We start from the raw sequence: 18,403 nt of genomic DNA, 5'->3' as shown, positions 1-18,403 counted from the left end.
GTAACCTCAGGTGGTACGGGCGACTTCGCCAAGCCAAGGTCCGGGCGGCCGCCCGGACCTTGGCTCAATCGCTTCAATCCCACGAAATCTCTCTCGTGTAGATACAAGGTGGCTCGGCGAAGCTCGACGGAGTGGGGGTCGACCCGGCTCCGGCGTTGTTACTTCAAGCCGGGGCGATGCCTCGCCTTGATTCAGGCCCTGTGGTGAGTTGTCAGCGTCGGCACATTTGACCACCGGCTTCCCCCACTCCGTCGCTGCTTCGCAGCGCCACCTTCCCCCCTCCGGAGGGAGAGGAAGGGAGCCAAGGTCGGGGAATTCGCAGCTCACAAAACCTCGAACACAAACGTCTTCACCAGCGCGTCCGGCTCGGCGATCGCATAGCAGCGGAACCATGGGCTTTGCTCGACGAGCCGCCATTTTTGCGCCTGTTCCAACTCGTCGAACACGGCCTGAAAGCCGCCGCTCTCGAACACCTGGTCGCGCACCGTGAAGATGGCATGGCCGCCCTTGCGCGTGATGCGGACCAACTCGTGCAAACCCGATGCAGGCGCATGGCTGATGGTGAACACGCCGGTCGAGAAGAAGGCGCGGAAATGGCCGTCCGGCCAGGGCAGCAGCCCGCCCAGCATCGCCTGTTTCAACTCATTGTAGGCATTGCGGCTGCCGGCGATCTTCAGCATGTCATCGGACAGGTCGAGCCCGGCAATGTCACCGTAGCCCAGCGCCTTCAGCGATGGCCCCGACAGGCCTGTGCCGCAGCCGGCATCGAGAAGCGGGCCTTCGCCGGAAAGCACGTGGCGCGCCACCCAGGCGGTGATCAGGAACGGCAAGAGATAGCCGAGCGAAGCGGTTTCGCTGTCGTAGGTCGCGGCCCATGCGGCATAGGCCTCGGCCAGAGTTTCCGGCGTATCGGCGCCGTAGACGGAATCCAGCGCTGCATTGGCTTTGTCGACGATCATGAGGCCTCCCAAACGCGATGTGTGGCCGATCGTAGCGCCGTCTTTGTTCAAGCGCTATTGCTCGTGCTGATGGCGCAGCCGCCTCTCGAGTGCCCGCAGCGCCAAGGACAGGCTGACCGTCAGGATGAGGTAGATATAGGCGACGATTGAATAGGTCTCGAAGAAGCGGAAGGAGCCGGCGGCGTAGACCTTGCCCATCTGCGTGATGTCAGCGACGCCGAGCACCGAAACCAGCGAGGAATCCTTGACCAGGGCGACGAAATCATTGCCGAGCGGCGGCAGGATGGTGCGGATCGCCTGTGGAAACACGATCAGCCGAAAACGCTGCACGCGCGTCAGCCCGAGCGCCTTGGCCGCCTCGATCTGGCCCTTCTCGACAGCCTGGATGCCGGCCCGGAAAACCTCGGAGATGAAGGCCGAATAGCCGATGGTCAGCGCCATGATGGCGCGCCACAGCAGTGACACGTCGCGCACCAAAAGCTCGCCGAACAGGCCGGCATTCTGCAGTGGCGTGGTCAGCGCGTTCCAACCCGCGACGAAGGCCGGCGCACCGACGAAGGCGATCCAGAACAACAGCACCAGGATCGGCACGCCGCGGATGATCTCGACATAGAAGCGGGCGATCTGCCGCAGCCAGCGCGAGCCCGAAAGCCCCATCAGCGCGATGCCGAGCCCAATGGTCGAAGCCAGGGCGAAGGCGACCACCGTAACGAAGACGGTGACGCCGATACCCTTGGCGACGGTGGCGAAAACCTGAGCGTAGAGGTCGCTGGTCGCGACAAAGACAGCCACCGCGACCGCGATAGCCACGGCGACCGCGAGCCACCAGGGGAAGTCGGGTTTTGAGGAGGATGATGGAGGCATTATGCGAGGCCGGCAATATTGCAGAAGGACTGCGCCAAGGCACCCCCCTCTGTCCTGCCGGACATCTCCCCAGCAAGGCGGGAGATCAGCTGTCGCCTTGGCTTTCGCCAACTGCCGATGTTGAAGCGCTGCCCTCTAAGCCGCTGATCTCCCCCCTTGTGGGGGGTGAGACGTGGTCCGCGCAGCGGACGGAAAGCCAATTGCTTGGCTTTCCGAACGACGAACGCCCGGAGCGGCAGCGAAGGGCAGGGTCCGGCAGGACAGAGGGGGGTGTTCAGACGCAGGGTCGGCGCGAATTTCCGCGCGGCAAAACACACCCGCGACAAGACGAACTACTGCCCCATCTTGTAATCAAGAAACCACTTCTTGTTGAGCGCATCGAACGTGCCGTCGGCCTTCAGCGCCGCGATCGCCGCGTTGATCGGCTTCACCAGGTCCGAGCCCTTGGGGAAGATGAACCCGAAATCCTCGCTGCCGAGCGGTCCGCCGATCAGCTTCAGCTTGCCGCCGGAGGCGTCGACATAGCCCTTGCCTGCCGTGCCGTCGGTCAGCACCACATCGACGTCGCCCGATTTCAAAGCCTGCACCGTGGCGCCGAACGTCTCGAACAGTTTAATGCGCGGGTTCTGCTCATTGCCGTCGAGCACGCTGTAGACGGCGGTGTAGAACGGCGTCGTCCCCGCCTGGGCGCCGACCAGGCCATCCTTGAAGGCACCGAAGGTCTTGGCGTCGGTGAAGCGGCTCTCATCGCCGCGCACCAGCATGAACTGTTCCGAGCGCATGTAGGGGTCGGAGAAATCGACCTTCGCCTTGCGGTCGTCCTTGATGGTGATGCCGGTCATGCCGATGTTGTACTGGTTGTCGGAAACCGCCTGGATCATCGCGTCCCATGAAGTGTTTTGGTACTCGACGGAAAAATTCAGCCGCTTGGCGATCTCGTTCATCGCGTCATATTCCCAGCCGATCTGTTTTCCCGTCTTGGCATCGATGAACTGCAGCGGCGGGTAGGCATTTTCTGTCACCACCACCACTTTCTTGCCGCCGAGGTCCGGCAGCGCCTGCGCAAAGGCAGCGACAGGCGCGAGAAGGCAAGCCAGCAGGCCGGCTAGCAGCAGCTTCGATTTGGTCATGACACACCCCCAGGAATTGCGCAGCCCGGGCACAGTTCGGGCCTGCAGGAAAATCCGGCGCCGACTTTAGCTTTCCGCAAGCGTCATGCAAGACGCTCCGCTGCGTCAGCTCGCGCGAAAACGGATTCGGCTGCCTTCAATCCAGGGATTCCAGGACGATCGTTGCGCTCTGTCCCTCAATCGCGGTCGGGCGCGGCAGCACCGGCTTCACGCAACCCATCGATCAGCCGGATCAAGGTGTGATGCAGGGATTTGAGCTCCTCGCCATCGAGCGGCGAGTGGCAACGCATCGCCGCCGATACGGCCTTGGCGCTCTCGCGCAGCGCCCCGCCCTGCTGCGTCGGTTCGACCAGCACGCGGCGTTCGTCGGCGCGGTCGCGCCGGCGCGTGACCAGGCCGTTGGCTTCCAGGCGCTTGAGCAGCGGCGTCAGCGTTGCCGAATCGAGTCCCAGCGTTTCGCCGAGCTCGCCCACGGTGCGCGGTGCCTTCTCCCACAACGCCAGCATGGTCAGATATTGCGGGTAGGTCAGGCCAAGCGGCTCCAGCAGCGGCCGGTAGAGCCGCGTCATCAGCCCACTCGCCGAATAGAGCGCGAAGCACAGATGCTGGTCGAGCTTCGGTATCCCGGCGAAATCCGCCGGGACGTCCAGGGCCGAGGATGTGGTTTTTCTGGTCATGCCGCCTTTGCCGAAAGCGCCACCTCGATATTGCCCTTGATCGCGTTGGAATAGGGGCAGACCTGATGCGCCGCCGATACAAGCGCGTCCGCCGCCGCTTGATCAAGACCCTTCGTCTCGGCCGCCAGCGAAACGCCGAGCCGGAAGCCGCCCTGGTCGTTGGAATGCAGGCTGACATTGGCCGTCACCGAGGCATCCTGAAGCGGCAGCTTCTGCTTGCCGGCGATGAAGCGCATGGCGCTTTCGAAGCAAGCGGCATAGCCGGCGGCGAAAAGCTGTTCCGGATTGGTGGCGCCGCCCTTGCCGCCGAGTTCCTTGGGCAGGGCAAGGTCGAGGCTGAGCAGGCCGTCATTGCTCTGGACATGGCCGGCGCGACCGCCGACGGCACGGGCCTGTGTGGAATAGAGGGCTGGCATTTCGTTTCTCCATTTATCTTGTACACGATGTATTTGTACACGATGTATTTGAAGTCAATTCACGCTTCGTTGAACGCCTCTTGCGGACCGCGTCTCAGCCGCGTTTCGTCGCACCGATCGAGAAGGACATCGGGATTCTAGGATAACCGTCCGGCAGTTCGAACTGGCCCTCGCCGGTCTCGACGACGAAGGGAAACGCCTTCCACACGATGACCTCGTGCTCGTTGAGGAAATCGAGGGAAAGCCCCGCCGACAGGATCGCATTGACGATGTCGGACAGCGGATGGATCCACTCATAGATGCGCGTGTGCGGCAGCGACCGCGCGTCGCCGGTATAGGTCTGGGCTTCGTCGAACACGAGCGGCTTGGTCTGCGGCGTGCGCCAGCCATATTCGAGATCGAGCCGGCCTTCCGTGGCTTCGAATTGCAGCATCGTCGGATGGCCTTCGAGCAGATAGAGCTTGCCGCCAGGCCTGAGCAAGGCGGCCACCACCCTGGCCCAGGCCGAGATATCGGGCAACCAGTTGATCGCGCCCCAGGTGACGAACACCATGTCATAGGTTTGGCCCAGTGCCGAGACCGCGTCATAGACCGACGCCTCGACGAAGCGCGCCTCGGTGCCTGCCTTTTGCGCGAACGCGCGCGCCGCGTTGATTGCCTTCGGCGAGAAATCGAGCCCGGTCACGCTTTTCGCGCCAAGATGTTTCAGGCTGAGCGTATCCAGGCCGATATGGCATTGCAGGTGGACGATGTCCTTGCCCGCCAGATCGCCGATCTCGCCGGCTTCCAGCGCATGCAGCGCCGAGCCGCCGCCCAGCACCGCCGCGATGCGGTAGCTGCCGGTGGCATCGGTCGAATGCAGTTCCGCCCGATCGTCCCAGTTCAGGCGGTTGGCGTCGAAGAAAGTATCCATGCTTGTCCCCCCCAAAACGAAAAAAGGCGGCCGAAGCCGCCTTTTTGAAAACCTTGTCGTCGACAGCTTATTCGGCGGGGGTCGCTTCAGCGGCCTTGGCTGCTGCTTCGGCCTCGGCGGCGGCCTTCTTCTCGGCGGCTTCCTGTGCTGCCTTCTCGGCGGCGAGCGCCTGGGCGGCGGCAACCTTCTCGGCTTCGATGCGGGCCTTCTCGGCGTTCAACGCATCGCGCTCCTCGTCGTTCAGCTTGCGGGCGCGCACGCCGGTGTTTTCCGAAATACGGGCCGACTTGCCGCGACGATCGCGCAGGTAATAGAGCTTGGCGCGACGCACCTTGCCGCGACGCACGATCTCGACGCCCTCGACCATGGGTGAGTAGACCGGGAACACGCGCTCGACGCCTTCGCCGTAGGAAATCTTGCGGACGGTGAAGCTCTCCTGGAAGCCTGCACCGGAGCGGGCGATGACGACGCCCTCATAGGCCTGGACGCGGGTGCGGGTGCCTTCGGTCACGCGGACCTGGACGCGCACGGTGTCGCCGGGCTGGAACTCGGGAAGCTTGCGCTTGGCTTCGATCTTGGCGGCCTGTTCGGCCTCGAGCTGACGGAGGATATCCATCCTGTAATCCACTTCTTGTTCTTCGACAGTCAGAGCGTCCGGCACTCGCCTTGCAGTTCCAATGACCGCTCGGCTATGCCCTTTGTCGGAAAACATCGGGCAGGGGCGACTACACCGTCATTGTTGACGGGTCCGGAAGACTCTTCTTGCCGGTACGGGCGGGCACATACAGCTATTTCGACGCTTTGTCACGCCTTCGTGGTTTCTTTTTTGATCGCACGCCGCCATCGCAATCATGCGGTACGGGGTTGCGCCTTGGCTCCAAGCTTCCTAAGCCGGTCAAAACATCCTTTTTCGGCGCCATCCGCATGTCCGTTTTCGACATCGTCCTGCTTTTCCTGGCGGGCTTTCTGTCAGGCGCCGTCAACGCGGTTGCCGGCGGCGGCACTTTCATAACCTTTGGCGCCATGACGCTGGCCGGGCTGCCGCCGATCATCGCCAGCGCGACCTCCTCGGTGACCCAGTTTCCCGGCTACATCACCTCGACGCTCGCCTATTCGACCGACATCCGGCATTTCTGGCGCGGCGCGCTGCTGCTGTGCCTCATCTCGGCCGCCGGCGCGCTGGCCGGCGCGCTCATCTTGCTGGCGCTTTCCAATCCGTCGTTCCGCGCCCTGGTGCCCTGGCTGCTGCTTGCCGCCACCGCCCTGTTCGCCGCCGGGCCTTGGCTGAAGCCGGCCCCAAAGCCAGGCGACGAAGCATCGGTGGGCTCGCTCGCCGGATCCGTGGCGCAATTCGCCACCGCCATCTATGGCGGCTTCTTCGGCGCCGGCATGGGCGTGATGATGCTGGCAACGCTCGGCCTGACACAGACCGGCGACTATCACCGGCTGAACGCGCTCAAGAACATGCTGGCCGTGGTCATAGCGGCCGTGGCGATCATCGTCTTCGTTTCGGGTGGCGTCGTCGCCTGGCCACAGGCGATCGTCATGATTCCGGGCGGCGCGCTGGGCGGCTATGCCGGCGTCTGGATCGCCAAGCGTGTGCCGCAGAACGCGGTACGCGGCTTCGTCGTCGCGGTCGGCCTGTTCCTGGCTTTTTACTACTTCGCCAAGGGCTGAAAACCAGCAGCCAGCAGATCGGGCCGCCGTTCTTTCGTCAGCGCTTCCGACTGGGCGCGCCGCCACTCCACGATCTTCTTGTGGTTGCCCGAGGTCAGCACGTCGGGGATTGGACGGCCCTCGAATTCCTGCGGCCGCGTGTAATGCGGGTGTTCGAGCAGGCCGTTTTCGAAACTCTCTTCCTCGCCCGACTCTGCATTGCCCATCACGCCCGGCAGCAGCCGCACCACGGCGTCGAGCAGGACGAGTGCCGCCGGCTCGCCGCCGGACAGGATGAAGTCGCCGACCGAAACCTCTTCCAGGCCGCGCGCCTCGATCAGCCGCTGGTCGACGCCTTCGAAACGGCCGCACAGGATCACGGCGCCCGGCCCGACAGCCAGCTCGCGCACACGGGCCTGCGTCAACGGCTTGCCGCGCGGGCTCATCAACAGCCGTGGCCGCGCATCGCCTTCAGGCGAAGCGTGGTCGATGGCCCTGGCCAGCACGTCGGCGCGCATCACCATGCCGGCACCACCGCCGGCCGGCGTATCGTCGACGGTGCGGTGTCGATCGGTGGCGAAGTCCCGGATCTGGACGGCTTCCAGGGACCATGTGCCCGCTTCCAGCGCCCGGCCGGCCAGCGACACCCCCAGCGCACCCGGAAACATCTCCGGATAGAGCGTCAGTACAGACGCCTTGAACGTCACCGGTTGCCCCCGGCATCCCTCGGGCCTCGCGGTCTGCCCTTCGGGTCGAAGTCTTCTTCGCGCGGCGCATCGCCATCTTCGTCGTCGACCAGACCCGCCGCGGCCGGATCGACGCGGACGAACCCTTCGGCGATCGACACTTCCGGCACGGCGGCCTGCGTGAACGGGATCAGCACGCCCTTGCGGCCCGCCAGCGTCACGTCGAGTATGTCGCCGCCGCCGAAATTATGCACGGCCACAACCTTGCCGACGGCCGCACCGGTTTCATCCCTGACCGCCAGCCCGACGAGGTCGGCGTGATAGAACTCATCCTCCTCGCCGTCATCCGGCAGCACCGAACGGTCAACGAACAGTTCCGTGCCTGCCAGCGCCTCGGCGGCATTGCGGTCGCTGACACCCTTGAAGCGGACCACGACAACCGTGTTGGCGGGACGGATGTCGATGATCTGGAAGGCGCGGCCATCCCTGGCATAGAGCGGCCCGTAATCGGCCAGCGCCAGCGGCTCGCCGGTGAAGGTCTTCACGCGCAATTCGCCCTTGATGCCGTGGGCGGCGCCGATCACGGCCATCTGGACGGGGTTTTGCAGCTTGGTCATGGCGAAAGTGTCCTTTGCCCCTGCTCTAGCTCTCCACCGCCGGCATTTCAATGACGCCTCTTCACCGCTTCCTAACCTCGCCATCGCAGGATGGCGTCACGACAAGCGAAAGGGCCCCATGCAGGAATTCCTCATCCCCGCCAAACCCGACCTCCAGGCGGCGCGTGAAGCCTGGCTGAAGATGCTGGCCCGCGAACGCCGGCTGTCGCCCGCGACCGTGGAGGCCTATGAGCGCGACACCAGGCAGTTCCTGCATTTCCTCACCGGCCATTGCGGTGGCGCCCCCGGCATCTCCGACATCGCCGATCTGCGTCCCGCCGATCTGCGCGGCTTTCTCGCCGCCCGCCGCAATGACGGCGCCGGCGCCCGCACGCTTGGACGCGGGCTTGCCGGCATCCGTTCGCTGCTGCGGTTCCTCGAGCGGCGCGGCCTCGCCAACGCGGCTGGAGCGGCAGCGCTGCGCGCGCCGCGCCAGCCGAAATCCCTGCCCAAGCCTTTGACGGCCGCCGATGCAAAGCATGTCGTATCCGTCGAAGGGCAACTGGCGGAGGAACCGTGGATCGCGGCCCGCAACGCCGCCGTGCTGACCCTGCTCTATGGTTCCGGCCTGCGCATTTCAGAGGCACTGGGCCTGTCCGGAGCCGATCTAGCGTCGGAGGCCGACACCGTGCTGCGCGTCACCGGCAAGGGCGGCAAGATGCGGCTGGTGCCGGTGCTGCCGGTGGCATTGCGCGCCATCGCCGAGTATCGCCGGCTCTGCCCCCACCATCTCGACCCCAAGGGCCTGCTGTTTCGCGGCGCGCGCGGCGGCCCGCTCAATCCCGCGATCATCCAGCGCGACATGGCCAGGCTGCGCTCGGCGCTCAACCTGCCGGACACCGCGACGCCGCATGCGCTGCGCCATTCCTTCGCCACGCATCTGCTCGGGCGCGGCGGCGACCTGCGCACCATCCAGGAACTGCTGGGCCATGCCAGCCTGTCGACGACGCAGATCTACACCGGTGTCGACACCGCAAGGCTGCTCGAGATCTATGAATCCGCCCATCCCCGCGCATGAACGCTCACGCCATCCGGGACAATTTTGCGGCGCCGGTTAACCGTTTCGCCGTTTTTTGGTCCTACTAAGAACCCATGAAACGCGTCATCGCCATCGCAGACCGCGCGGCAGCAGTCTCCCTGAAGCTGCTGGTGGCCGCAAACATCCTGTTTTTACTTTCGTTTCTGATTGTCATGTTGCTCACGGCCGGCAGGGCGCACGCCGAAGGTCCCGTTTGCAAAGGGACGGACATGCTGTCGGCCCTCCAGGCGAGCGACCCAGGCACTTACCAGAAAATCGAGGCGGAAGCGGCGGCGACGCCGAACGGCAAGGGCCTGTTGTGGAAACTGGAAAAGCCCGGCAAAAAGCCGTCCTTCCTGTTCGGCACCATGCACATGACCGACCCGCGCGTCACCACGCTGCCGGCCGCCGCCCAGAAGGCCTTCGATGCCGCCGACGCGGTCATCATCGAAACCACCGAAGTGCTCGATCAGAAGAAAATGATGGCCGCGCTCCTCAAGGAGCCGGACCTGATGATGTTCACCGACAACACGACGCTGTCGTCGCTGCTGTCGCCGGACGATGCGGCGGCCATGAACAAGGCGCTCGACGCGCGCGGCATTCCCTCGGCGACGGTCGCCAAGATGAAGCCGTGGATGCTGTCGGCCATGGTGGCGCTTCCGGCCTGCGAGCTGGCCCGCAAGGCCGGCGGCGCGCCGGTGCTTGACGTCAAGCTCGCCGAGGATGCCAAGGCTTCAGGCAAGGATGTCGAGGGCCTGGAGACCGTTGCCGACCAACTCCATGCCATGGCCTCGCTGCCGATCGCCCTCCACATGAAGGATCTGGTCGAGACGCTGAAACTTGGCGACAAGGTCAACGACGTCAACGAGACCATGATCGTGCTCTACCAGCGCGGCGATACCGGCCTGTTCTGGCCGCTGTTCCGTGCGGCCATGCCTGGCGAGCAGGACGACCCGGCCGCCTATGCGGCATTCGAGGAAACCATGATCACCAGCCGCAACAAGGTGATGGTCGATCATGCCCAGCCGATCCTCGCCAGGGGCAACGCCTTCATGGCGGTCGGCGCGCTGCACCTTCCAGGCCCGCAGGGACTGGTCGAGGATTTCCGCAAGGCCGGCTATACTGTCACGGCGGTGGGACTTTAACTCGACTTGGTCAAAACCTGAGCCAGCATCGCCGGAACGATGATCCGGTGAAACGGCTTGACCACGGCGAGATACATCCGCCCAAGCAGATTGTGCGTCTTCACGATCGTCGACACAGCCACTTCCTGCCGACCCGCGCCGAGGTCTTTCACTTCCACCAGCATACGGAAATCGAGATGCCGGTCGTCCAGGCCAAGTACGACCCTGCCGGGCGCCTGGCTGATCAGCGGAAATATGCCGATCCGGCTTTCCGGCAGCATGTCGGGTTCGGCCCCCGTCTTCAATCCAAATGGCCTGACGGCGAGGTTGCGCAGCTGCGTAAGCCGACTGATCCACCGCGGGGCTCGCCCCAGGGTGTGTTCGGCCGCGCCATGTGCGGTCAGCGCAAGACCATCGGTTATCAGCACGTAGCGGTCGGCGAACTGAGCGCCGGCAAGCGCGGCTTCAGGATCAGGGAAGGTCTGTGCGGTGGGCGTCATGCCGGTAAATCCCTCGTAACCAACGATAGCATCGGCTAGTCTGGCTCGCTGCGTGGCGAAACGCCGCCGGCCAGGGCCCAACCGCCCGGTGTTTGGCGTTTTCGATCTTTGGCGTGAAACCTGTTCAAGGATCGCGCGTTAGTGGCTGTTGATTGATGATTTTCAACCACGGAGGACACTTTTATGGCGAACCCACCCAATGATCCCAAGGATCCTTTCAACCCCACCCCGCCCCTGGGCACAACAACTGATCCGCGTGTCGACCGCACGACGGTTGTGCAGTCGAGCGGCGGCGGTAGCACCTGGTTGATTGCCCTGGTTGTCATTATCCTGGCGATTGTCGCCTACTATGTCTTCGGAAGAAGCGCCGACCACGCGCCGGCACCTGCCGAGGCGCCGGCCGCCAGCACACCAGCTCCGGCTCCGGCGCCTGCGCCGGCCCCCGCTATGAAACCCGCCGAACCGGCTCCCGCGACCCCAGCGCCAGCGCCCGCAACACCGGCGCCTGCTCCGGCCCCGGCAACGCCTGCTCCGGCTCCGGCACCCGCGCCGGCTCCTGCCGCACCAGCCAACTGATCGGCTCGATATCAGATACGAACGGCCCGCTGAAAAGCGGGCCGTTTTGTTTTTGGGGTGCTTGATGAGCGGACACGCCACCACGCGTTCGTCATCCTCGGATGACGAAGCGTTGGGTCCCTCAGATGTGGATCGGCTTGAAGAAGGTTGCCAGCGCCGCTTCCTTCACCGCTTCCGACATGGTCGGATGCGCATGGCAGGTCCGGGCGAGGTCTTCCGACGAGCCGCCGAACTCCATCAGCACCGCCGCCTCGTGGATCATCTCGCCAGCGCCGAAGCCGACGATATGCACGCCAAGCACGCGGTCGCTCTGCTTGTCGGCCAGGATCTTCACGAAGCCGTCGGTGTGCAGCATGGCGCGCGCGCGGCCATTGGCGCTGAACGGGAATTTTCCGATCTTGTAGTCGATGCCGGCCTTCTTCAACTCCTCCTCGGTCTTGCCGACCGAAGCGATTTCCGGGCTGGTGTAGACGACGCTCGGGATGACGTCGTAGTTCACATGGCCGGCCTGGCCGGCGATGGTTTCCGCCACTGCAACGCCCTCATCCTCGGCCTTGTGCGCCAGCATCGGTCCGGCGATGACGTCGCCGATGGCATAGATGCCGGGCACGTTGGTCTTCAGATGGCCATCGGTCTTGACCCGGCCGCGTTCGTCGACTTCGACGCCGGCTTCCTTCAGTCCGAGACTGTCGGAGTAGGCACGGCGCCCGGTAGCGATCAGCACGACGTCGGCGTCGATTGTCTCGGCAGCACCGCCCTTCACCGGCTCGAAGGTGACGGTCGCACCCTTCTTCGCCTTGGCAACACCGGTCACCTTGGCGCCGAGCTTGAACTCGAAGCCTTGCTTGGAGAGCAGCCGCTGGAACTGCTTGGAGACCTCGCCGTCCATGCCGCCCAGGATGGTGTCGAGGAATTCGACGACGGTGACCTTGGCGCCGAGCCGCGCCCACACCGAGCCGAGCTCAAGGCCGATGACGCCGCCGCCGACCACCACGAGATGTCCCGGCACCTTGTCCAGCGACAGCGCGCCTGTCGACGACACGATCACCTTCTCGTCGATATCGACCTTGACGCCGGGAATGCCGGCGACATCGGAACCCGTGGCGATGACGATGTTCTTGGTCTCGATCTCCTCGACCTTGCCGTCCTCGCCGGTCACCGACACCTTGCCGGCCGCAATCACCTTGCCGGTGCCGCGAAAGCTGTCGATCTTGTTCTTCTTGAACAGGAAGGCGACGCCGTTGACGTTGGAGGCCACGGTCGTGTCCTTGTGCGTCATCATCTTCTTCAGGTTCAGCTTCGGCGCGCTGACCTCGACCCCAAGCGTGTCGAAGGAATGGCCGGCCTCGGCGAACATCTCGGAAGCGTAGAGCAGCGCCTTGGAAGGAATACAGCCGATGTTGAGGCAAGTGCCGCCGAAGGTCGGGTTCTTCTCGATCACCGCCGTCTTCAGACCGAGCTGCGCCGCCTTGATGGCGCAGACATAGCCGCCTGGTCCCGACCCGATGATAACGACGTCATACGCCATGATTTTATCCTTCTTGTCTGGCCGCTATCGGCCGCCGCTTACATTCAAGATCGCGCCCGTCGTATAGGACGCCGCGTCGGATAGAAGATAGAGGACAGCACGCGCGACTTCATCGGCCGTGCCCGCCCTTTTCATCGGCAGCGCATCTTGTATGCGTGCTATCCTGTCGGGTTCGCCGGTCGAGGCATGCATTTCGGTATCGATGATGCCGGGGCTGACCGCGTTCACCCGGATGCCTTCGGCGGCGACTTCCCGCGCCAGGCCTATCGTGAAGCTGTCGATGGCGCCCTTGGACGCGGCATAGTCGACATACTGGTTGGCGCCGCCGATATGCGCGGCCATCGAAGACAGGTTGACGATGGCGCCGCCCTTGCCGCCATGGGTCGTCGACATGCGCTTCACCGCTTCGCGGGCGCACAGCATCGAGCCGACCACATTGACGCGCATGATGCGTTCCATGCGCGCCGCGCTGATGCCGTCGAGGCGCGACATCACATCGAGCACACCGGCATTGTTGACCAGCGCGTCGAGGCGGCCGAAGGCGCGGTCGACCTGCTCGAACATCGACAGGATCTCGGATTCGTTGCCGACATCGGCCTTGATGGCGATGGCCTTGCCGCCGGCCTGCTCGATGTCCTGGACAAGCGCGCCGGCCGCGGCCTCGTTCGACGCATAATTGACAACGACACGGTAACCGGCATCGGCGGCAAAGCGGCAGGTCGCAGCGCCAATGCCGCGGCTGCCGCCCGTCACCAGGATAACCCGCGCCCCGCTCATTCCTGGCACCCCTTCATGACGAACACATCCGACGGCACTTTCGAAAATCCCTTGCCGCCATAGGCCAGGGAATGCCGCAGCGATGGCCCGAGATCAGGCAGGATCAGTGTCTTCGGCGCATCAACGCCTTGCGCCGGCAACAGCCCGATCGTGCCCTTGTCGTCCGACGTATAGATGACGCCGCTCCAGAGCGTACAGGCGGCAAGTTCGCCGCCGGTGACATCGCCTTCGGGGCATTTGTACATCAACGAACCATTCGGCCGCGCTTCGCCCGTGCTCCACATGACGATGCCGTTGAGCACCACATTGTTGTCGAGGATCATGCGGAAATTGTTGGTGACAACAGCCGAGGTGCCGGTTGGGGTGAAGTCGATCTCGGTGCCGCTCTGGGGGTCGCCATAGACTGCGAGTTCGATCGGGCAGGCAGCGAAGGCGTTTGCCGAGACAAGCGCCGTCGCGGCCGCGATCGATACGATCGAAAGCATCCTGGAAACGCTAAGGGAGCGAGTCATCATTCTGCCGCGCAGATCCCTTCCTCCGGCTCGCAATTCAACAGCCGGATCAGCCCCAGACCCTAGAGATCGAGCACCAGCCGTTCTGGATCCTCCAGGCTTTCCTTGACGCGCACCAGGAAGGTCACCGCTTCCTTGCCGTCCACGATGCGGTGATCGTAGCTGAGCGCCAGATACATCATCGGCCGGATCACGATCTGGCCGCCGACCACGACAGGCCGGTCCTGGATCTTGTGCATGCCCAGAATGCCCGACTGCGGCGCGTTGAGGATCGGCGTCGACATCAGCGACCCGTAAACGCCGCCGTTGGAAATCGTGAACGTCCCGCCTTGCATATCGGCGACCGACAGCTTGCCGTCACGCGCGGCGATGCCCAGCCGGCCGATATCCTTCTCGATCTCGGCGATCGACATCTGGTCGGCATTGCGCACTACCGGCACGACGAGGCCCTTTTCAGTACCGACGGCGACGCCGATATGGGCGTAGTTCTTGAAGATGATGTCGGTGCCGTCGATCTCGGCATTGACCGAGGGGATTTCCTTCAAGGCATGCGTCACGGCCTTGGTGAAGAAGCCCATGAAGCCGAGCTTCACGCCATGCTTCTTCTCGAACACATCCTTGTATTTGGTCCTGAGCGCCATCACCGCTGACATGTCGACCTCGTTGAACGTGGTCAGCATGGCGGCGGTCGACTGCGCTTCCTTGAGGCGGCGCGCGATGGTCTGGCGCAACTTGGTCATGCGCACCCGCTCCTCGCGCGACGCATCGTCACCCGAGGACGGTGCGCGGACGGCGATCGGCGCGGGCGTTGCCTTCGGCATCTCGGCAGGCTGTGACGGCGCACCCTTCGACATGGCGTCGAGCACGTCGCCCTTCAGCACCTGGCCGCGCTTGCCGGAGCCGGAAATCTGATCGACAGCGAGGTTGTTCTCGGCGATCAGCTTGGCGGCTGACGGAGCCGGCGGCATGGTGCGCTGCTCAAGCTCGCTCTCGCCGGCGATCTTGGCGCCCTGCGCCGCGGCCTGCCTGGTCGTCGATGCCGCGGTCGGTGCCGAGGCCTGCGCCACGGCGGTTTCCTGCTTCGGCTCCGGGGTTGCCGCCTTCGTGGCGCCGCCCGCCGAGATCATCCCCAGCAGCGCGCCGACCCCAACCGTCTCGCCTTCCTTGACGGCGATCTCGCTGAGCGTGCCGGCGGCGGCGGCCGGCACCTCCACCGTCACCTTGTCGGTTTCAAGTTCGACCAGCGGCTCGTCGGCGGCAATGGCATCGCCGACCTTCTTGAACCATTTGCCGATGGTCGCCTCGGTGACGGATTCGCCGAGAGTGGGAACGCGGATTTCGGTAGCCATTGTGCCTGTCCGTTGCTTTCGGTTCTGTTCTTTATTCGCCCAGTCTCATTCGCCAAGCGCGTCTTCAAGCAGGGCGGCGAGCTGGGCGAGATGCTTCGACATCAATCCTGTCGCCGGCGATGCCGCGGCCGGCCGGCCGGTGTAGCGCACGCGCTGATGTTTGGCGTCGATATGCGCCAGCACCCATTCCAGATACGGGTCGATGAACGACCAGGCACCCATGTTCTTGGGCTCCTCCTGGCACCACACCATCTCGGCGTTGCGGAACCGCGACAGTTCCGTGATCAATGCCTTGGCCGGGAACGGATAGAGCTGTTCGACGCGCAGCAGGTAGATGTCGTTGATGCCGCGCTTCTCACGCTCCTCGTAGAGGTCGTAATAGACCTTGCCCGAGCACAGCACGACGCGGCGGATCTTCGAATCCTTGGTGAGCTTGATCGCCTGGTTGGGCAACAGCTGGGCATCGTCCCACAACAGCCGGTGGAACGAGCTTTCGCCCGACATTTCCGGCAGCGTCGACACCGCCCGCTTGTGGCGCAGCAGCGACTTCGGCGTCATCAGGATCAGCGGCTTGCGGAAGTCCCGCTTCAGCTGCCGGCGCAATATGTGAAAGTAGTTAGCCGGCGTCGTGCAGTTGGCCACCTGCATGTTGTCCTCGGCGCAGAGCTGCAGGAAACGCTCCAGCCGGGCCGAGGAATGTTCCGGACCCTGGCCTTCATAGCCATGCGGCAAAAGGCAGACGAGGCCTGACATGCGCAGCCACTTGCGCTCACCGCTGGAGATGAACTGGTCGAACACCACCTGTGCGCCGTTGGCGAAGTCGCCGAACTGCGCTTCCCAGAGCGTCAGCGCCTTGGGCTCGGCCAGGCTGTAGCCATATTCGAAACCCAGCACCGCCTCTTCCGACAGCATCGAGTTGATGACTTCATAGCCGGCTTGTGCCGCCGACAGATTGTTGAGCGGAATGTAGCGGGTCTCGTCGCGCTGGTCGTAGAGCACGGAATGGCGTTGCGAGAAGGTGCCGCGTTCGGAATCCTGGCCGGACAGGCGGATCGGGTTGCCGTCGAGCAGGATGGCGCCAAAGGCCAGTGCCTCTGCCGTCGACCAGTCGATGCCTTCGCCGGAATCGATCGCCTGGCGGCGATTTTCCAGGAAGCGGATGATCGTCTTGTGCGCCTCGAAATCCTTCGGCACGTCGGTCAGCTTCTTGCCGATTTCCTTCAGCGTCTTCACCGGCACGGCGGTCTTGCCGCGCCGCTGCTCATCCTGGTTGTCGGCGGTGCGCAGGCCCGACCAGGCGCCGTCGAGCCAGTCGGCCTTGTTGGGCTTGTAGTGCTGGCCGACTTCCCACTCGGATTCGAGATGCGCCCGCCAGTCGGCCTTCAGCTTGTCGAGTTCGGCCTGGGTAATGTGGCCCTCGGCGATCAGCCGCTCGCCATAGATCTGCACCGTCGTCTTGTGGGTGCGGATGTTGCGGTACATGATCGGCTGCGTGAAGGCCGGTTCGTCGCCCTCATTGTGACCGAAGCGGCGGTAGCAGAACATGTCCACCACCACCGGCTTGTGGAACTTCATGCGGAATTCGATCGCCACCTTGGTGGCATGCACAACCGCTTCCGGGTCGTCGCCGTTGACGTGGAAGATCGGCGCCTCGATCATCTTGGCGACGTCGGACGGATAGGGCGACGAACGCGAGAAGCGCGGATTGGTGGTGAAGCCGATCTGGTTGTTGATGATGAAATGCAGCGTGCCGGCGACACGGTGGCCGCGCAGGCCGGACAGGCCGAGGATTTCGGCGATCACGCCCTGGCCGGCGAAGGCGGCATCGCCGTGCAGCAAGAGCGGCAGCACCTTGGCGCGCTCTTCCAGCGGCACGATCTCCTCGCGGCTGCGGCCGAACAGATAGTCCTGCTTGGCGCGCGCCTTGCCCATCACCACCGGATCGACGATTTCCAGGTGCGAAGGGTTGGCGGTCAGCGACAGATGCACCTTGTTGCCGTCGAACTCGCGGTCCGACGAGGCGCCGAGATGGTACTTGACGTCACCCGAGCCTTCGACCTCGTCAGGTGCGGCCGAGCCGCCCTTGAACTCGTGGAAGATGGCGCGGTGTGGCTTGGCCATCACCTGGGAGAGCACGTTCAGCCGGCCGCGATGCGCCATGCCGAGCACGATTTCCTTCATGCCGAGCTGGCCGCCGCGCTTGACGATCTGCTCCAGTGCCGGGATCAGCGCTTCACTGCCATCGAGGCCGAAACGCTTGGTGCCCTTGTACTTGACGTCGATGAACTGCTCGAAACCTTCGGCCTCGACCAGCTTCTGCAGGATCGCCTTCTTGCCGGTGGCGGTGAAGGATATCTCCTTGTCGGCGCCTTCGATGCGGGCCTGGATCCAGGCCTTTTCCTCGGGATCCGAAATATGCATGAACTCGACGCCGAGCGTCGAGCAATAGGTGCGGGTCAGGATTTCCAGCATCTGCCGCACGGTGCCGAATTCGAGCCCGAGCACATTGTCGAGAAAGATCGGCCGGTCGTAGTCGGCGGCGGTAAAGCCGTAGTTTTCCGGCGACAGTTCGTTGTAGTCCTCGAGCGGCTTGGCGATGCCGAGCGGATCGAGATTGGCGTGCAGATGGCCGCGCATGCGGTAGGCGCGGATCATCATGATGGCGCGCACCGAATCGCGCGTCGCCTGGTGCACATCGGCGTCGGAAAGGACGTTGCCGTTGGTGACCGCCTTGTCCTTGACCTTCTTTTCGATGTGCTTTTCGACGATGCCCCAGTTGCCGTCGAGCGCCGACACCAGCTCACCATTGGCCTGCAGCGGCCAGGAAGGCTTGGCCCATGAGGCGCCCTTGGCGTTCTTGCGCACATCGCCGGCATCGTCCTTCAGCCCGGCGAAGAACTCCTGCCATTCGGGATTGACCGAGGCTGGATCGTCCTCATAGGCGGCGTAGAGCGCGTCGATATAGTCGGCGTTGCCGCCATAGAGGAAAGAGGTGAGCGAAAATTGGTCGTTGGCCTGATCTTGTCGTGCCATGTCACTTAGCGGAGCCCTTGCTCCGTCTC

The 18,403-nt window shown here is 64.0% G+C and carries 18 protein-coding genes; 3 read left to right on the top strand and 15 right to left on the bottom strand.

What is annotated here, in order from left to right; translation table 11 throughout:
• Positions 1 to 323: 323 nt before the first annotated feature.
• The 7 genes from ABVQ20_RS24645 to rplS all read right to left on the bottom strand — a co-directional run bounded on the left by ABVQ20_RS24645 (position 324) and on the right by rplS (position 5,575).
• Complete coding sequence (locus ABVQ20_RS24645) at positions 324 to 959, bottom strand: class I SAM-dependent DNA methyltransferase (RefSeq protein WP_354462070.1); 636 nt, start codon at positions 957 to 959, stop codon at positions 324 to 326.
• A gap of 54 nt (positions 960 to 1,013) precedes the next feature.
• Complete coding sequence (locus ABVQ20_RS24640) at positions 1,014 to 1,823, bottom strand: amino acid ABC transporter permease (protein ID WP_354462069.1); 810 nt, start codon at positions 1,821 to 1,823, stop codon at positions 1,014 to 1,016.
• A gap of 332 nt (positions 1,824 to 2,155) precedes the next feature.
• Positions 2,156 to 2,953, bottom strand: coding sequence for a transporter substrate-binding domain-containing protein (locus tag ABVQ20_RS24635; protein WP_354462068.1), 798 nt, complete (start codon positions 2,951 to 2,953; stop codon positions 2,156 to 2,158).
• A 176-nt stretch (positions 2,954 to 3,129) separates the two neighbouring features.
• Positions 3,130 to 3,630 carry a MarR family winged helix-turn-helix transcriptional regulator gene (locus ABVQ20_RS24630; protein WP_354462067.1) on the bottom strand — a complete coding sequence of 167 codons (501 nt, stop codon included), beginning with the start codon at positions 3,628 to 3,630 and terminating at the stop codon, positions 3,130 to 3,132.
• The gene (locus tag ABVQ20_RS24625; RefSeq protein ID WP_354462066.1) at positions 3,627 to 4,046 is read right to left on the bottom strand and encodes an organic hydroperoxide resistance protein; all 420 of its coding nucleotides are present in this window, start codon (positions 4,044 to 4,046) and stop codon (positions 3,627 to 3,629) included. The genes ABVQ20_RS24630 and ABVQ20_RS24625 overlap by 4 nt, the downstream gene beginning before the upstream one ends.
• 94 nt (positions 4,047 to 4,140) lie before the next feature.
• A complete protein-coding gene (locus ABVQ20_RS24620) occupies positions 4,141 to 4,959 on the bottom strand; it encodes a class I SAM-dependent methyltransferase (RefSeq protein ID WP_354462065.1) in 819 nt (272 codons plus the stop codon).
• Positions 4,960 to 5,026: 67 nt separating this feature from the next.
• Positions 5,027 to 5,575, bottom strand: coding sequence for a 50S ribosomal protein L19 (gene rplS, locus ABVQ20_RS24615; RefSeq protein ID WP_354462064.1), 549 nt, complete (start codon positions 5,573 to 5,575; stop codon positions 5,027 to 5,029).
• A gap of 308 nt (positions 5,576 to 5,883) precedes the next feature.
• Here rplS and ABVQ20_RS24610 point away from each other — a divergent pair, with 308 nt between their 5' ends.
• Positions 5,884 to 6,636 (top strand): sulfite exporter TauE/SafE family protein, encoded by a 753-nt coding sequence (locus tag ABVQ20_RS24610; protein WP_354462063.1) that lies wholly within the window; start codon positions 5,884 to 5,886, stop codon positions 6,634 to 6,636.
• On the opposite strand, the gene trmD is transcribed toward ABVQ20_RS24610, so the two are convergent.
• Positions 6,618 to 7,322 (bottom strand): tRNA (guanosine(37)-N1)-methyltransferase TrmD, encoded by a 705-nt coding sequence (trmD, locus tag ABVQ20_RS24605; RefSeq protein ID WP_354462062.1) that lies wholly within the window; start codon positions 7,320 to 7,322, stop codon positions 6,618 to 6,620. The two genes, ABVQ20_RS24610 and trmD, sit on opposite strands and share 19 nt — an antisense overlap.
• Positions 7,319 to 7,918, bottom strand: coding sequence for a ribosome maturation factor RimM (gene rimM, locus ABVQ20_RS24600; protein ID WP_354462061.1), 600 nt, complete (start codon positions 7,916 to 7,918; stop codon positions 7,319 to 7,321). Before rimM ends, trmD begins: the two co-directional genes overlap by 4 nt.
• Positions 7,919 to 8,036: 118 nt before the next feature.
• On the opposite strand from rimM, the gene ABVQ20_RS24595 reads away from it, so the two are divergent.
• Together ABVQ20_RS24595 and ABVQ20_RS24590 are read left to right on the top strand one after the other, a co-directional pair.
• Positions 8,037 to 8,975, top strand: coding sequence for a tyrosine recombinase XerC (locus tag ABVQ20_RS24595; RefSeq protein ID WP_354462060.1), 939 nt, complete (start codon positions 8,037 to 8,039; stop codon positions 8,973 to 8,975).
• A gap of 74 nt (positions 8,976 to 9,049) precedes the next feature.
• Complete coding sequence (locus ABVQ20_RS24590) at positions 9,050 to 10,120, top strand: TraB/GumN family protein (protein WP_354462059.1); 1,071 nt, start codon at positions 9,050 to 9,052, stop codon at positions 10,118 to 10,120.
• Here the strand turns inward: ABVQ20_RS24590 and ABVQ20_RS24585 are convergent.
• The 6 genes from ABVQ20_RS24585 to ABVQ20_RS24560 form a co-directional block, all read right to left on the bottom strand.
• The gene (locus ABVQ20_RS24585; protein ID WP_354462058.1) at positions 10,117 to 10,599 is read right to left on the bottom strand and encodes a DUF2867 domain-containing protein; all 483 of its coding nucleotides are present in this window, start codon (positions 10,597 to 10,599) and stop codon (positions 10,117 to 10,119) included. The two genes, ABVQ20_RS24590 and ABVQ20_RS24585, sit on opposite strands and share 4 nt — an antisense overlap.
• A 697-nt stretch (positions 10,600 to 11,296) precedes the next feature.
• Complete coding sequence (lpdA, locus tag ABVQ20_RS24580) at positions 11,297 to 12,703, bottom strand: dihydrolipoyl dehydrogenase (protein WP_354462057.1); 1,407 nt, start codon at positions 12,701 to 12,703, stop codon at positions 11,297 to 11,299.
• Positions 12,704 to 12,727: 24 nt separating this feature from the next.
• Entirely contained in the window at positions 12,728 to 13,480 is a 753-nt protein-coding gene (locus ABVQ20_RS24575; protein WP_354462055.1) for an SDR family oxidoreductase, read from the bottom strand.
• Positions 13,477 to 13,965, bottom strand: a complete 489-nt coding sequence (locus ABVQ20_RS24570; RefSeq protein ID WP_354462263.1) for a hypothetical protein — start codon at positions 13,963 to 13,965, stop codon at positions 13,477 to 13,479. The genes ABVQ20_RS24575 and ABVQ20_RS24570 overlap by 4 nt, the downstream gene beginning before the upstream one ends.
• A gap of 89 nt (positions 13,966 to 14,054) precedes the next feature.
• Positions 14,055 to 15,341, bottom strand: coding sequence for a 2-oxoglutarate dehydrogenase complex dihydrolipoyllysine-residue succinyltransferase (odhB, locus tag ABVQ20_RS24565; protein ID WP_354462054.1), 1,287 nt, complete (start codon positions 15,339 to 15,341; stop codon positions 14,055 to 14,057).
• A gap of 45 nt (positions 15,342 to 15,386) precedes the next feature.
• Positions 15,387 to 18,374 carry a 2-oxoglutarate dehydrogenase E1 component gene (locus ABVQ20_RS24560; protein WP_354462053.1) on the bottom strand — a complete coding sequence of 996 codons (2,988 nt, stop codon included), beginning with the start codon at positions 18,372 to 18,374 and terminating at the stop codon, positions 15,387 to 15,389.
• Positions 18,375 to 18,403 lie beyond the last annotated feature (29 nt).

Source organism: Mesorhizobium shangrilense, assembly GCF_040537815.1.
GTDB lineage: Bacteria > Pseudomonadota > Alphaproteobacteria > Rhizobiales > Rhizobiaceae > Mesorhizobium > Mesorhizobium shangrilense.
This window is presented reverse-complemented; position numbering and strand designations above follow the sequence as displayed.

What these genes read in the sequence shown, in the direction of transcription:
- ABVQ20_RS24645 (WP_354462070.1), bottom strand. Translation starts at nt 959, where the DNA reads ATGATCGTCGACAAAGCCAATGCAGCGCTGGATTCCGTCTACGGCGCC.
- ABVQ20_RS24640 (WP_354462069.1), bottom strand. Translation starts at nt 1,823, where the DNA reads ATGCCTCCATCATCCTCCTCAAAACCCGACTTCCCCTGGTGGCTCGCG.
- ABVQ20_RS24635 (WP_354462068.1), bottom strand. Translation starts at nt 2,953, where the DNA reads ATGACCAAATCGAAGCTGCTGCTAGCCGGCCTGCTGGCTTGCCTTCTC.
- ABVQ20_RS24630 (WP_354462067.1), bottom strand. Translation starts at nt 3,630, where the DNA reads ATGACCAGAAAAACCACATCCTCGGCCCTGGACGTCCCGGCGGATTTC.
- ABVQ20_RS24625 (WP_354462066.1), bottom strand. Translation starts at nt 4,046, where the DNA reads ATGCCAGCCCTCTATTCCACACAGGCCCGTGCCGTCGGCGGTCGCGCC.
- ABVQ20_RS24620 (WP_354462065.1), bottom strand. Translation starts at nt 4,959, where the DNA reads ATGGATACTTTCTTCGACGCCAACCGCCTGAACTGGGACGATCGGGCG.
- rplS (WP_354462064.1), bottom strand. Translation starts at nt 5,575, where the DNA reads ATGGATATCCTCCGTCAGCTCGAGGCCGAACAGGCCGCCAAGATCGAA.
- ABVQ20_RS24610 (WP_354462063.1), top strand. Translation starts at nt 5,884, where the DNA reads ATGTCCGTTTTCGACATCGTCCTGCTTTTCCTGGCGGGCTTTCTGTCA.
- rimM (WP_354462061.1), bottom strand. Translation starts at nt 7,918, where the DNA reads ATGACCAAGCTGCAAAACCCCGTCCAGATGGCCGTGATCGGCGCCGCC.
- ABVQ20_RS24595 (WP_354462060.1), top strand. Translation starts at nt 8,037, where the DNA reads ATGCAGGAATTCCTCATCCCCGCCAAACCCGACCTCCAGGCGGCGCGT.
- ABVQ20_RS24590 (WP_354462059.1), top strand. Translation starts at nt 9,050, where the DNA reads ATGAAACGCGTCATCGCCATCGCAGACCGCGCGGCAGCAGTCTCCCTG.
- ABVQ20_RS24585 (WP_354462058.1), bottom strand. Translation starts at nt 10,599, where the DNA reads ATGACGCCCACCGCACAGACCTTCCCTGATCCTGAAGCCGCGCTTGCC.
- lpdA (WP_354462057.1), bottom strand. Translation starts at nt 12,703, where the DNA reads ATGGCGTATGACGTCGTTATCATCGGGTCGGGACCAGGCGGCTATGTC.
- ABVQ20_RS24575 (WP_354462055.1), bottom strand. Translation starts at nt 13,480, where the DNA reads ATGAGCGGGGCGCGGGTTATCCTGGTGACGGGCGGCAGCCGCGGCATT.
- ABVQ20_RS24570 (WP_354462263.1), bottom strand. Translation starts at nt 13,965, where the DNA reads ATGCTTTCGATCGTATCGATCGCGGCCGCGACGGCGCTTGTCTCGGCA.
- odhB (WP_354462054.1), bottom strand. Translation starts at nt 15,341, where the DNA reads ATGGCTACCGAAATCCGCGTTCCCACTCTCGGCGAATCCGTCACCGAG.
- ABVQ20_RS24560 (WP_354462053.1), bottom strand. Translation starts at nt 18,374, where the DNA reads ATGGCACGACAAGATCAGGCCAACGACCAATTTTCGCTCACCTCTTTC.